General features: G+C 69.5%; 16 protein-coding genes. 8 read left to right on the top strand and 8 right to left on the bottom strand.

Features of this window, described 5'->3' with window-relative positions:
* The 4 genes from AB0C29_RS12945 to AB0C29_RS12930 all read right to left on the bottom strand — a co-directional run.
* The coding region (locus AB0C29_RS12945; RefSeq protein WP_360819382.1) for a DnaJ domain-containing protein at positions 1–571 on the bottom strand (571 nt) is incomplete at its 3' end.
* Complete coding sequence (locus AB0C29_RS12940) at positions 571–1083, bottom strand: nucleotide exchange factor GrpE (protein ID WP_360819379.1); 513 nt, start codon at positions 1081–1083, stop codon at positions 571–573. The genes AB0C29_RS12945 and AB0C29_RS12940, both read right to left, overlap by 1 nt.
* Positions 1084–1089: 6 nt before the next feature.
* Positions 1090–3006, bottom strand: a complete 1917-nt coding sequence (gene dnaK / locus AB0C29_RS12935) for a molecular chaperone DnaK (RefSeq protein WP_360819376.1) — start codon at positions 3004–3006, stop codon at positions 1090–1092.
* Positions 3007–3179: 173 nt separating this feature from the next.
* On the bottom strand, positions 3180–4214 hold the full coding sequence (locus tag AB0C29_RS12930) for a LuxR C-terminal-related transcriptional regulator (RefSeq protein ID WP_360819373.1): 1035 nt from the start codon (positions 4212–4214) through the stop codon (positions 3180–3182).
* A gap of 333 nt (positions 4215–4547) precedes the next feature.
* Between AB0C29_RS12930 and AB0C29_RS12925 the strand changes: the two genes are divergently transcribed.
* The 6 genes from AB0C29_RS12925 (at position 4548) to AB0C29_RS12900 (ending at position 8198) form a co-directional block, all read left to right on the top strand.
* Positions 4548–5279, top strand: a complete 732-nt coding sequence (locus AB0C29_RS12925) for a GAF and ANTAR domain-containing protein (protein ID WP_360819370.1) — start codon at positions 4548–4550, stop codon at positions 5277–5279.
* A 172-nt stretch (positions 5280–5451) separates the two neighbouring features.
* Positions 5452–6156, top strand: a complete 705-nt coding sequence (locus tag AB0C29_RS12920; RefSeq protein ID WP_360819367.1) for a hypothetical protein — start codon at positions 5452–5454, stop codon at positions 6154–6156.
* 113 nt (positions 6157–6269) lie between these two features.
* Positions 6270–6656, top strand: coding sequence for a DUF2267 domain-containing protein (locus AB0C29_RS12915; protein WP_360819364.1), 387 nt, complete (start codon positions 6270–6272; stop codon positions 6654–6656).
* Between the two features lie 27 nt (positions 6657–6683).
* Complete coding sequence (locus tag AB0C29_RS12910) at positions 6684–7256, top strand: thioredoxin domain-containing protein (RefSeq protein ID WP_360819362.1); 573 nt, start codon at positions 6684–6686, stop codon at positions 7254–7256.
* Between the two features lie 7 nt (positions 7257–7263).
* Entirely contained in the window at positions 7264–7803 is a 540-nt protein-coding gene (locus tag AB0C29_RS12905; RefSeq protein WP_360819359.1) for a general stress protein, read from the top strand.
* 191 nt (positions 7804–7994) lie between these two features.
* On the top strand, positions 7995–8198 hold the full coding sequence (locus AB0C29_RS12900; RefSeq protein ID WP_360819357.1) for a hypothetical protein: 204 nt from the start codon (positions 7995–7997) through the stop codon (positions 8196–8198).
* 67 nt (positions 8199–8265) lie between these two features.
* On the opposite strand, the gene AB0C29_RS12895 is transcribed toward AB0C29_RS12900, so the two are convergent.
* Positions 8266–8817, bottom strand: a complete 552-nt coding sequence (locus AB0C29_RS12895; RefSeq protein WP_360819385.1) for a copper chaperone PCu(A)C — start codon at positions 8815–8817, stop codon at positions 8266–8268.
* Between AB0C29_RS12895 and AB0C29_RS12890 the strand changes: the two genes are divergently transcribed.
* Positions 8804–8983 (top strand): hypothetical protein, encoded by a 180-nt coding sequence (locus AB0C29_RS12890; RefSeq protein WP_360819354.1) that lies wholly within the window; start codon positions 8804–8806, stop codon positions 8981–8983. The two genes, AB0C29_RS12895 and AB0C29_RS12890, sit on opposite strands and share 14 nt — an antisense overlap.
* Positions 8984–9033: 50 nt before the next feature.
* On the opposite strand, the gene AB0C29_RS12885 is transcribed toward AB0C29_RS12890, so the two are convergent.
* A complete protein-coding gene (locus AB0C29_RS12885; protein WP_360819351.1) occupies positions 9034–10353 on the bottom strand; it encodes a sigma-70 family RNA polymerase sigma factor in 1320 nt (439 codons plus the stop codon).
* Between the two features lie 21 nt (positions 10354–10374).
* Here AB0C29_RS12885 and AB0C29_RS12880 point away from each other — a divergent pair, with 21 nt between their 5' ends.
* Positions 10375–11400 (top strand): LuxR C-terminal-related transcriptional regulator, encoded by a 1026-nt coding sequence (locus AB0C29_RS12880; protein ID WP_360819348.1) that lies wholly within the window; start codon positions 10375–10377, stop codon positions 11398–11400.
* 4 nt (positions 11401–11404) lie between these two features.
* On the opposite strand, the gene AB0C29_RS12875 is transcribed toward AB0C29_RS12880, so the two are convergent.
* A complete protein-coding gene (locus tag AB0C29_RS12875; protein ID WP_360819345.1) occupies positions 11405–11887 on the bottom strand; it encodes an Hsp20/alpha crystallin family protein in 483 nt (160 codons plus the stop codon).
* A 145-nt stretch (positions 11888–12032) separates the two neighbouring features.
* A partial coding sequence (locus AB0C29_RS12870) for a LuxR C-terminal-related transcriptional regulator (RefSeq protein ID WP_360819342.1) occupies positions 12033–13230 on the bottom strand: 1198 nt, incomplete at its 5' end.

The following is a 13230-nucleotide window of genomic DNA, read 5'->3' as shown; positions in this document are numbered from 1 at the left end:
TCCCTGCCGTCAGTCCGGGGGGGTTGGGTACATGCATGGCCCGCCCGGGGGGCAGGGTGATGGCCCGGCGGCCCCCGGTGAACGCTTCTTCCACCGTCAACTCGATCTCGGCTTCCTGGTCCGCGCCGGGCACCGGACCGCCGCCGTACCGGCCGCCGAAGAGGCCGCCGAACAGGCTGTCCAGATCGATGTCCTGAGCCGTGCCGGTGGACCCCCAGGACGAGAACACATCCTCGGCCCGGCCCGGCCCGCCACGGCCTGCCCTCGCACGACTCCTGCGGGGGTCGCCTGTTGCACCGGCGGCCCTGGCCCGGGCCCAGGTCTGCGGGTCGACGTCCGGCGGGACCTGCCGGAAGTCCGGCCCGAAGGCGTCGTAGCGGCGGCGCTGCTCGGGGTCGGACAGGACGTCGTACGCCTCGGAGATGGCCTTGAAGCGTTCCTCAGCGTCCGGGCTCTTGTTGATGTCCGGGTGATACGTCCGGGCCAGCTTCCGGAACGCCCGTTGCAGATCCTCCGCGCTGACGTCCCGGGACACACCGAGTGTCTGGTAGAAGTCTCCGGGCTGCGTCATCACGCACCTTTCGCCACGACGACCGAGGCTGGGCGCAGCGGCCGGTCGGCGCCGCCGTAGCCGGGCCGGACCACCTGGAGGATCGTGCCCGGCGGGGCGTCCGGGTCCGGCTGCGTGGCGATCGCCTCGTGCAGAGCCGGGTCGAACGGCTGGTTGAGGTCCGCACGCCGGGGAAAGCCCAGGTCGGCGAGCACGGACAGGGCCTGCTCGTGAACAGCCTGGACACCGGGCACGATCCGGCCCGGGTCGGCGGCGGCGTGCTGCAAAGCCAGTTCCAGATTGTCCAGGACGGGCAGCCACCGGGCCGCCACCGCCGCCCGTTCCTCGGACCGCTGGCGGGCGGCTTCCCCGGCGACCCGTTTGCGCAGGTTGTCGAAGTCGGCCAGCGCCCGCCGCCAGCGGTCCTCCAGGTCGGCCACCTCGCGCCGCAACGCCTCCAGCTGGTCGTCACGCCCGGCGCCGGCGTCCTGCGACGTGTCCGGCGCGGTGCTGTTGCCCTGCTGCTCGGTCATCGCCGGTCACCCGGTCGTGAATTCTGCGTCGATCACGTCGTCATCCTGGGCGCCCTGGCTGCCTTGACCGCCTTGGCCTTGACCGCTCCGGCTTTGACCGCCCTGGCCTTGACCGCCCTGGGCGCCCGAAGCAGCGGCCGCCGTCAGGCTCTGGTACACCTGCTGCAGTTCCGAGGTGAGAGAGCGGAGCCGATCGAGCGGCGCGTCGGACTTGATCGCCTCGCGCGCGTCGTTGACGAGCATCTCGGCGCGACCCTTCTCGTGCACGGGCACCGCGTCACCCAGCTCGTTCAGCCGACGTTCCACCTGGTACGCCGCCGAGTCGAGCTCGTTGCGGGCGTCGACCATCTCGCGCAGCCGGGCGTCCTCGCCACGATTGCGTTCGGCGTCCTCGACCATCCGGTCGATCTCCCCGGTGTCCAGATTGGAGCTGTCGCTGATGGTGATCTTCTGCTCGGCGTCGGTGTCCTTGTCCCGGGCGGACACGTTGAGGATCCCGTTCGCGTCGATGTCATAGGTGACCTCGATCTGCGGCTCGCCACGGGGAGCCGGCCGGATGTTCTCCAGCCGGAACCGGCCCAGAATCCGGTTGTCCTGCGCCCGCTCCCGCTCGCCCTGCAGCACCACCACGTCCACCGCGGGCTGGTTGTCGGCGGCGGTGCTGAAGGTCTCCGTACGCCGGGCCGGGATGGTGGTGTTGCGGTCGATCACCTTGGTCATCACCCCGCCCTGAGTCTCGATGCCCAGCGACAGCGGGGTGACGTCCAGCAGCAGGACGTCCTTGACCTCACCCTTGATGATCGCGGCCTGCAACGCGGCGCCGCGCGCGACGACCTCGTCGGGGTTGACCGTCATGTTCGGGTCCTTGCCGCCGGTGAGCCGCCGGACCAGCTTCTGCACGGCCGGGATCCGGGTCGAGCCGCCGACCAGGATCACCTCGTCGATGTCGTTCGCCGTCATCTTCGCGTCGGACATGGCGCGCTCGACCGGACCCAGGCACCGCTCGACGAGATCGCTGGTGAGGTCCTCGAACTTCGCCCGGGTGATCGGCATGCTGAGATGCTTGGGGCCGTTGGCGTCCGCCGTGATGAACGGCAGGTTGACCGTCGTCTGAGTGACCGACGACAGCTCCACCTTGGCGTGCTCGGCGGCCTCGAAGAGCCGCTGCAGGGCTTGCGGATCGCGGCGCAGGTCGATGCCGTCGGTCTTCTGGAACTCGTCGGCCAGGTGGTCGACGAGCCGCCGGTCGAAGTCGTCGCCGCCCAGGTGGGTGTCGCCGGCGGTCGAGCGGACCTCCACCACGCCGTCGCCGACGTCCAGGATGCTGACATCGAAGGTGCCGCCCCCGAGGTCGAAGACCAGGACGGTCTCGTGTTGCTTCTTGTCCAGGCCGTACGCCAGGGCCGCCGCGGTGGGCTCGTTGATGATCCGCAGTACCTCGATCCCGGCGATGCGGCCGGCGTCCTTGGTCGCCTGGCGTTGCGCGTCGTTGAAGTAGGCCGGCACGGTGATGACGGCCTCGGTGACCCGCTCACCCAGGAACTTCGACGCGTCCTCGACCAGCTTCCGCAGCACCAGGGCAGCGATCTCCTCGGGCGCGTACAGCTTGTCCCGGATCTTGAACCGGACCGCGTCATCAGGTCCGGGGACCACGTCGAACGTCACGGCGTTCAGCTCGCTGGACACCTCGGCGAAGCGGCGTCCGATGAACCGCTTCGCGGAATAGATGGTGCCCTTGGGGTTGAGAATGGCCTGACGGCGGGCCAGCTGACCGACCAGTCGCTCGCCCTGCTCGGTGAAGGCCACCACTGACGGGGTGGTCCGGGCACCCTCCGCATTGGGGATGACCGTCGGCTGCCCGCCTTCCACGGCCGCGATCACCGAGTTGGTGGTGCCGAGATCGATGCCGACTGCCTTTGGCATGGCGTTGTCCTCTCCCATCGCCGAACGGATGAAATGCCTGGGGCGCCCCGGCTCCGATGGAACGTGCAGGCCCTCGATTCATCGGATCAGGCCACGCATACGGTGTCGATTGGCACTTCTGCCAATCCGTTCGCCGGTCGGTCCCCATCTTTTCCCGGGCGGCACGGTGGTGTTCATCGGAACAGATCGCCTGGACCGGCCAGTTGAGACGGGACAAACAGGCTGTGGTTCAGCGACCGGACCGCGGCCGCGGTGCGGGTCGGCACGCCGAGTTTGGCTCGGATGTGTTCCAAGTGGGCTGCCACCGTGCGCTGGGTGATGAACATCGTCGAGGCGATCTGCCGGTTGGTCGAGCCGTCGATCACCAGACCCAGCACCTCCAGCTCGCGCGGGGTCAGACCGTGCAGGTCCCCCGGCGGTGACACGATCACGAGCACGCCGAACGGCGACGGCGGGACCAGCGGACAGGCGATGACGGTCACCCGGACGTAGACGTCCGAGTGTTGCCCGGGGTACGGGCACAGGAAGCCGGTAGGGCTCCCGTGGATCCGGAGGGAGTCCGCGGCGATCGAGACCACCGGGCTGCCGGGGGCGAGCAACGGATGCAGCGATGACCCGGGCAGTGGGTGTACCGCTCCGTCGGACCCCACCGCCACCGAAGCGCCCGCGTCGACGACCAGACCGGCCAGGCCGAGGAGCGAGGTCATCGGGTCGATCGCCGCGGCGATCATGGGCGCCACCTCGCCGATCACCTGGCAGCCGTCCTCAGTCGGGTGGCCGGTCGCGTCGGTGGACAGAACGAGCAGGCCGACCGGTCGACCGTCGGCGGCGATCAGCGGCACTCCGAGGCCCTCCTGCGGCCCGGCTGTCCCCCACAGCCCGTCGCAGGAAGGACAGTCCGACGGCCGCCCGCGGTTCCGCAGACACATCGGCCGGCCGCGCCGCAGCATCCCGGACGCCTCCACCGCGGCGTAGTACGCCCCCGACTCGAGATCCGCCCGCGCCGCCGGGTCATGACCGACGGCGGCGGCGGTCAGAAAGCGTCGTCCGCCGGTGTCCAGTACACCCAGCCAGGCTGCCGAGAACGGACAGATCTCGCGCAGCGGGTCCCACAGACCGGCCAGTTCGCGTGGCAGGCCGCCCGCGGCGGAGGCGACGCGGTTGATCTCCGCGGCCAGCACCATCGCGCTCATCACGAGTTCCGGCATGGGTCCCTCCGTTCCCCACCGGCCGTATCCTGCATCGGTTGATCCGGGCGGGAAGGACTCATCGCCGTACCGTCTCCCGGACTGGTCACCGTGGGCGGACACGCCGCGATTACGTAGCGCGTTGCCGGTTCGGCGGCCTTCCACGGACCGTGACGGCTAATCGCGAGTGATCCAAACTGCCAGATGGTGCGAAAACACCGGGGGCCACGCACCCGGGAGATCCGTTGAGGAGGTTTGCGGCGGTGGCAATGCGCGCATGCAGTGCACTGACCCGACGGTGAGTCGTCCGACCGGGCGGCTGCGTACCGACAGGGCCTCTCTGAGAGCGGCACCATGGCGGAACCGACCGAATCCTCCACCGCATACGGCGACCTGCTCGGCGTTCTCGTCGAATCGCCCAATGTCGACGTATTCCTCGACCTGGCCGTCCGGCTCGCCGCCGACACCGTCGTGCCGGGTAGCGCCTGCGGCTTGACCGTGCGTCGCGATGGGCACTCTTACACCGCTGCGGCCAGCAGTAAGCTCGCCTCCCAACTCGACCAGTTCCAGTACGGCGCCGGCGAGGGGCCGTGCCTGGAAGCGTTGCGCACCGGCCGGGTCATCGAGATCGGCGATCTGGCCAACGAGCAACGCTGGAACGAGTACCGGCCGCACGCTCTCGCCCACGGCGTGGCCAGCGGACTGTCCGTGCCGATGCAGGTCGACGGTCAGGTGATCGCCGCGCTGAACTGGTACGCCGTCGGCTCCTTCACCTTCCTCGGGCCGGCCCGCCGGAAGGTCGAGGGCTTCGCCAGACACTGCGCGAACGCCCTTACCGTGTCGTTGCGGCAGGCCGAACAGGCCGAGGTGCACCTTCAGCTGCGCGAGGCGATGGCGGCGCGAACCGTCATCGACCAGGCGATCGGCATCCTGATGGCGCAACAGCGGTGCGCCGCGGACGAGGCCTTCGAGCTTCTCCGCAGCGCCTCCCAGCACCGCAACCGCAAGCTCCGGGAAGTCGCTGTCGACGTCGTCACCCGGGTCAGTCGCCGGCCGCCCCGGGCGGCGCGTCCTTTCCAGGTATGACCGGTGCGGTGTTGCCTCATAGTCAGATGATCTCTATATTGACCCGGCATGGTGACGACGCGAGAACCGACACTCTGGATACTCACCGCGGGCACGGCGTCGCAGCGGCTCACGGCCTATCGGTCCGTGACCGGGCTGGGCGCCGCGGCGGTGACGCTCGGATGAGGACCCCGTGGATCCTGGCCGCGTACAGGTGCAGTGGAGCGAGACCGCTTCCGATGATCCTTTCCCGGTAGTCGGCGGACAGGTCCACGCACGGCGGATCAGCGGCACCGTCGCCGGCAACCCGGAAACGGCCGACGTCGGCGGCTATCTGACCGGTCTGGCCCAACGGCTGCAAGAGCAGGGCTGGCACAGCGTGGACATCGTCCCAACCGCCCCCATCGACCGGTCCGGCGCCAGGCTGAACGACTCGCAGGCCCTGTTCGCCCGCAACGCTCATCTGGTCCTGTGGGTCGAGGACGGGCACGACGCGTCCACCCCGCAGGGACGCCTTGATATCCACGTTCACCGCACCGAGCCGCCCTGGATCTCCGTCCTGACGTTCGCCGGCGGCCTGCTCGGTGCGTTGCTCGGCTGGCTGCTCTTCGGCTGGGCCAGCCGCCGCACCGAGCACCGCCGGGCGGCAACGACCGCCGCGGGCCTGGCCGTCGTCCTGGGTATGGCGCTGCTGGCACCGGCTCTGTCGCTGGGGCTGATCTTCCTGAACGTGTTCAGCGGCGACTACCTGTCGAAAGTGCCGTTCTGGGCCGCCTTGGCGCCCACCGGCGAGTTCGGCGGCCTGGCGGTCCTGTCCGGCGTGGCGATCGGCACCGCGCTGTCGACAGCCGCGTGTTGCCGTCCCGACCGGGGCCGACTCCGCGTGACCTCGACCTGATCGGGCACCCGGGGCCTGCTCCGCATTGCGCGGCCGGGATCACCTCCGTCAGGTGAGCCGACACCACCTCCTGACTCAATAGCGTCGACGGCAATTCCAAGGAGGTAACCGCCATGGCGGAACTGGCATTCATCGACAAGGTGGCCGAGCGGGCCGGCGTGCCCGAGGACACCGCCCGGCTGCTCACGGAGGGCACTCTGCTCACCCTCGCGGCCCGGATCAGCGGGGGTGAGGCCGAGGATCTGGCCGACCGCGTACCGGATCCGCTCCGGCCCTACCTGATCAAGCTGACCGAGCCGGCCGTGCCGTTCTCCTACGACGAGTTCATGCGCCGGGTCGCCGAATACGCCGGGGTGGACCGGCCGACCGCCGAGCGGGGCGTGGGGGCGGCCCTCTCGGCCCTGCACGAGACGGTGGGGCACAAGGAGTTCACCGACGCCATGTCCCAGCTGCCCAGGGAGTTCGACCAGCTCGTGGCGACCGCGTCGGCGGCGAGCTGAGCAAAACCACAGGAAACAGGTGACAACGTGACTTCTCCGCTGACAACCACCGATGGCCGGCTCGTCGTACCGGTCGGCGATCGAGATCATGTTCTCGGTCCCGAGGACGCGCCGGTGAGCCTGGTCGAGTACGGCGACTACCAGTGCCCGTACTGTGCACGCGCGCACACAGTCGTGCAGGAGCTGCTGCGCCTACGGACCAACCAGATCCAGTTCGCCTACCGTCACTTCCCGCTGATCAACGTTCACCCGTACGCGGAGCCGGCCGCCGAGGCGGCCGAGGCGGCCGGGGTGAGGGGCCGGTTCTGGTCCCTGCACGACTGGCTGTTCACCCATCAGGACCGGCTCAATCCGGCGAGCCTGATCGCTGCGCTGATGGACATGGGTCTCGACGGCGAGACGATCGCCGCGGAACTCGGGCACCACAACTTCCTGGACAAGGTCCGGTCGGACTTCGTCAGCGGTGTCCGCAGCGGCGTCAGCGGGACGCCTACGTTCTTCATCAACGGAGTGCGCCACGAGGGTGGCCATTCGCTGCCTGAGCTGGTGACGGCAGTCGACGCGGCAGCGGGCGCATCAGACACCGACGCAAGGAAGTGATCGCACCATGCAGCCGCAGTACGACAATCGATCCGACACCACCGCAACCACGCCGACCGGCCCAGCAGACGGGCAGATCGTGGTTGCCTCCTACCCCACCTACGCCGAAGCGGAACGGGCGGTGGACCACCTGTCCGACCACCGATTTCCCGTGCAACGAACCGCCATCGTCGGCCGCGGGCTGTCCAGTTTCGAGCAGGTCACCGGCCGGCTGACGATCTGGCGCGCCGCCGCGCAGTCGGCGGCCTACGGCGCCGTCGTGGGCGCGTTGTTCGGCTGGTTGTTCGGCCTTTTCGATTGGGTCAACCCGCTCATCTCCGGCCTGCTGCTCGCTCTGTACGGAGCAATCTTCGGCGCCGTCGTAGGCGGTCTGCTCGGCCTGCTCGGCCACGCCCTCACCGGCGGGCGGCGTGACTTCAGCTCCGTTGCCGGCATGCGCGCCGAGAGCTATGACGTCCTCGTCGACGCCAAGTTCGCTCCGGAGGCCATCCGACTGCTCGAGGCCCCCGCTGCCCCGGGCCGTGGTCGCGCCGTAGGCCGCCGATGAGCGTACGCGGCCGCCGTCTGCGGGGGCTCGGGTCCGGACGTGCCGACGGTCGGCAGCGAACCGGCATGTGACCCCTGGAGACGTCCCGCCATGGAGCCGCCGCGCAGCGTCCTGCGGACGACCGCGCGGTCGGCGCCCTGGAACTGATCTTCGACCTGGTCTTATCTGCACCTGCCGCTGGTCGCCGCGAGGTGCTCTACCGCCGGCGTGATCACCACGAGATCGCCGCCGACCGCCTGGTCACCTCGGTCGTCCTCACCGCGTTGATCCCGATGGCGCCGGCCGTGCCCGCGCTGACCATCCTGATTGCCGTCACCGCGGTCAGCTTCGCGTTCGTGGCCTGGGAAATATGGCGGCAACCGGAGATCGGCGGCGCCCGGCCTCAGCCGGACTGATCGCGCCGGACCGAAGTCGCTCATCGGAACCCGGACGGCCCTCATCCCGGTCGGACGGCGTGGACCGTCATCGCGCCGGCGGGGAGGCGGGGAGCACACAGCGCCGCACGGGTTCGGTGATGTTCGCCGACCTCGGTTGGACGTAGGCGGAGGTGTTCAGCTTCCCGGCCCGTTCGAAGGTGAGCGTGAGCGGGATGGTGGTACCGGCCGGCAAGTCGCGGCGGACGGCGACAACCAGTAGGTCGTACCTGTCGAACGGACCGACGCCGGCCGGCTTCTCCGGGGCGGCCGCCTCCGCGGAGGCGATCGGTAAGCGTGACACCACGTCGGGACGGCCGTCACAGTCACGATCCCAACGGATCTCGACGCGTGCCGCGTCCGGCGAGGACGCGCCGATCAGCGCGTCCGGCGCCGCACCGACGTTGACGATGGTGAGGACAACGCGTAGGTCGGATCCGCTGCGATATTCGTCGCCGACCGGCGGCACTACGTGCACCGCCAGAATCCGCAGGGTACCGGCCACGCTGTCGAAGCCCGCCTCAGCGATGCCGACGACCGGCGGGTCCGCTTCGTCGTTGCCGCCGCACGCGCCGGCCATCACTGTCGTGACGGCGAGCATCACCGTGCAAGCCCACCGGCGCGGTGTGCTCGCCGCTCCGGAAGGTGCCGGCACTTTCCTGAACCGCATCGTCGGCGCAGCTGCTCAGCGCCGCACGACGGTGTGGTTCTCGACTTCGACGACCATGCCGGTCCCCTCCGAGCCTGTGATTGCGGTCGCGCTCTGATGGCACGACCGTGCTTTCACAACGATGGGCCTGAGACGGGTGAGCAGGGCTCACCCCCCGCAGGGGAGCTGCGTTTCCGGTTGTGCCGGATGGACGGATCGCCGGCGGGTCCAGGAGACAGCCGATGGCCCGAGCTTCGTGATGACCTGCGCGACATGCGGCTGCACGCCGGCCAGGTTCACCTCGACGTTCGCCAGTGCCGCGGTCCTGCACGCGTCAATGAGCACCGCCGCGGCGGCGGCGTCCGCGAACGGCATGCCTGTCACGTCGATGACCAGACCGCCCCCGGCCGCCGCGAGCACCGCGGAATGCAGACCGAGCCGCAGCTGATCGGCGCTGTCCTGGTCGACCTCGCCGCTGACCCGTACCGTCACCACGCCTTCGGACCGGACCACCCGGATCCGGACCCCGTCCGGGTGGAGCGCGTGGTCGCCGGCGATCCACGGCGGCGGGGCGTCGCTGAGCATCGCGGCGCGCAGCCAGGTCAATGCCCGGCTGAGCAGGCGCGAGACGTGCATCTGCGAGACGTCGAGCCGCGCGGCGATCTGCGCCTGCGTCATGTTCCCGTGGAAGCGCAGGGCGAGCAGTAGTTGAATGCGTTGCGGCAGCAGGCGCGTCAGCTCGCTGACGGCCAGCTTGTCGGTGAGAATCTCCAGGTCCGGGTCCAGTTCACCGATCATGTCGCTCAGTTCGGAGGACCCGTCGGGGACGGTCGGGCTGCTGAGCGGAACAGGGGTGTAGCTCGCGCCGCACAGGAGTGCATGCCGAATCTGCTCCTCGTTGACGTCAAGATGCCCAGCGAGCTCGTCGACGGTCGGCTCGCGCTGCAGGATGCTCGTCAGCGTCGAGGTGGCACGCTGAAGGTCGAGGGACAGATCCTGCAGGCCCCGGGGTACGTGGGTGCCCCAGGTCTTGTCCCGGAAATGACGCTTGAGCTCGCCGCACACCGTGATCACAGCGAAGGCGGTGAACGACCCGCGGTCGGGATCGTAGCGGTCGACTGCGTTGATCAACCCGATCCGGGCGACCTGTTGAAGATCCTCGAACGGCTCCCCGCGACCCGCGTAGCGACGTGCCATCCGGCCCGCGAACGGGAGACACCGGAAGATCAGATCGCTGCGGAGCCTGTCGCGCTGCGCCGGGGTCGCGGTTGTCCAGGCTGTGGCGTAGGCGGTCGCGAGTTCGTCGAGATCCTCGCGATCCCCGCGCGGCCCCGATTGCGTAAGAGTTGACACCTGGACCCCCGGGTGTGGCTGGACGGATTGAGACAAGCGGTGGTCGGTTTGCCGGGTGGACTGCCGGGTAGGCGGGCCCCTTCGCCGCCGATCGCCCGAGCCTCTGGCGTGCCGCTGGCGTGATGACTCACCCACCGGTCGGCCAGGAGCGGGGCGATGACGGCAACGACGGCACGCGCACTGGATCTCGCGGTACAGATCAACCGGGTCACGACCGGCACGAGCGACCCGGCCCGGCAGTTGGACGAGCTGTGGCCGTCGCTCAGAGCCGTCGTACCGTTCGAGGCCGCGTGGATCGGCGCCTGCGACGCGGGGATGCGCGGTTACCAGACCTTGAGCGCGGTCGGGCACAACGCCAGGAATCGCGCCTACCTTGAATCGAGGGACTTCAGCGAGCAGGTCGAGGCGTTCGGGCTGTTCCGGCGGAACCGTCCGTTGCGCCTGCGCGACGTTCCGGTCCCGCCGGCCGAGATACCCACCTGGGCTGAGCACTGGTGGCCGGCCGGATACCGCGAGGGCATCGGCGTGCCGCTGGTCGCCCGCGACGGCCGCCACCTCGGCCTGATCACGATGTACACGGACTCCCCGGCGCATCCCAGCGACGAGGCGCGCGATGTGATCGGCGCGCTGGCCCCCATGATGTCGGCGGCGATCGACCCGATGAACACGGTCGCGGGCCTGGCCGCGCTGGTCGGCGACGCGGTGGCCGGTAGCGTGGTCGATCATGGTGGCGGGGTCTCCACGCTGCCGGGAATGCCGTCGCACGCACTGCTCGCCCAGGATTCACGCATCGTCCTCACCGCTGTGGCACAGTTGTCCGATCGCCGGACTCGAACGTCTTTTCTGTGGCCGGACCCCCGCGGGTCCGACGATTACGTACGAGTCACCGCGATGGCCTGCCCGCCGCAGCGGCCCGACCATTTAGCGGCGCTCATCCTGATCTCTCCCCCGGGGGACCTGCTCGGACTGACCCATCGGGAACTGGAGGTGCTGGGATTTGTCATCGACGGCCGCACGAATCAATACATCGCCCACGCCCTTTTCGTCACCGAACGAACGGTGGCCGCACACCTGGAACACATCCGCGCGAAACTCGGCGCGCCCACCCGTACGGTGGCCGCGGTTCGATCGCTGCATCTGGCGCTGTATGTTCCGCCCCAGCTCGCCGAAGTCGCCACCTGATGCATCAGCCTTCCTTTATCTCGATCTGACGAGGATGACTTGCCGCGGCCTTGGGCAGGCGGACCGTCAATACGCCGTCGTGCAGTGCGGCATCGACATTCTCCGCGTCGATGTCACCGGGCAGCGCGACCAGGTACTCGAACTGCCCGACGCGCCGGGTCTGACGGCGCAGCGTCCCGGTGCGCTCCCGTTGCTTCACCTCACCGCTGATCCGCACCTCGTTGTCGCGCAGCTCGATGGAGACGTCGTCGCGGCGGACACCCGGCAGCTCGAGCTCGACGATGTAGGCGTCGTCGGTCTCCTCGAGGTCGGCGGCCGGAACCCACACCGGTGGCTGAGACGTGCCACCGACCAGCGGGTCACGGAAGAACGCGTTGATGATCTGGCCCATCTGATCCTGCAGTTGCTCGAACTCGGCGAGCGGGTCGCCGCGGCGGGCGGGAGCGTTGGCGAGCTGACGGGACCGACGGGACGGGGTGATGGTCACGATGTCACATCCTTTCGAGGGGTGAAGACCGCGGCGCGGGTTGCCGCGGGCGCGACATTCTGCCGCGCAGTTTCATTCTCGGCATCGCCGGGTGACTACACCTCACCTCCGAAAGGCGATAAGACATGGGACGAACGCCGTACGCTCACAGCAACCGCAATTCGCGGCCGAGCCGGATCGCATCCTTGCGCCGGCTCGCGCCCAGTTTCGAGTAGATGTTCTTGACGTGCGTCTTCACGGTGTTCACCGAGATGCAGAGCATCGCCGCGATCTCGACGTGCGAGAGTGTGCCCTGCAGGTAACGCAGCACGGTCAGCTCACGGTCGGTCAGCGGCGGGACCGCCGAGCCGGCGGGGACGGCGTCCTGGCCCTTGCGGCTCGGGTATACCCGGGAATCGCGCATCGCCACGTCGAGCGTCGCCGTCAGCGCGGCCGCAACCGGCGAATACACCGGCATCGCCGGTGCCACCGACTCGATGAGTGCGCGCAGCCGATGACCGCCCGTGGCGAAGCCCCGCCGAAGATCCTCCTCCTCCGCCATCCGTAGGGCGGTTTCGAGACCTCGCGTCGTCCGGTCCCGGTCACCGAGGTCGTGTCCGGCCAGGGCGCCGACCAGGCCCGCCCAGGCCCGGTACGTCCGGGAGGCGAACTCGTCGGGTGCCACCACGTACGGTTCGACGGCCAGGGCGGCCAGCGCGGGCCGGCCCGCAGCGAGCAGAACCGAACCTTCCAGGACAGCCGCCGGAACGGGCAGGGCCCCGGCGTCCCGGCACTCCCGCACCAGTTCGTTCGCTCCGGCGAGGTCACCGCAGGCAAGCCGGAGTTCGCCTTCCACCAGCGACAGTGCGCACCGGATCGCCGCCGGCAGGTCGCTGGTGAACATCTCTCGCGCGGCCGCTCTCACCATGCGGTGCGCGTCGCCCGGCCGGCTGGTGGCGGTCCGGATCCGTGCTTGCAGGATGGTCCCCCACAGCTGAAGCATCCGGTCGCCGCGGGAACCCTCCACGGCGGCAGCCGCGCAGCGCTCGGCGTCGTCGAGCCGGTTCCACTCGAAGTACGTCTCGGCCAGCGCCAGCCGGCTCCAGCCCAGGTCCACGAGCTGCACCAGACCGAGCTGGTTGGCGCGGTCGATCGTCTCCGCGGCACACCGTGCCGCCTGCCGCAGCTGCCCCCGGGCGGCGTGGCAGGCGGCGAGATGGCTGGCGGCGCTGACCTCGGCGCGGCCCATGTCGCGCCGCCGCGCCAGCATCAGGGCCTCGCGCAAGTCGCGTTCCGCGGCCGGCAACTCCCCGCGTTGCAATTCGGCGGCTCCGCGCGACAACAGCGCCAGCGGACGCAGCAAC

Source organism: Actinoplanes sp. NPDC048791 (assembly GCF_040650095.1).
In the GTDB taxonomy this organism is placed as follows: domain Bacteria; phylum Actinomycetota; class Actinomycetes; order Mycobacteriales; family Micromonosporaceae; genus Actinoplanes.
This window is presented reverse-complemented; position numbering and strand designations above follow the sequence as displayed.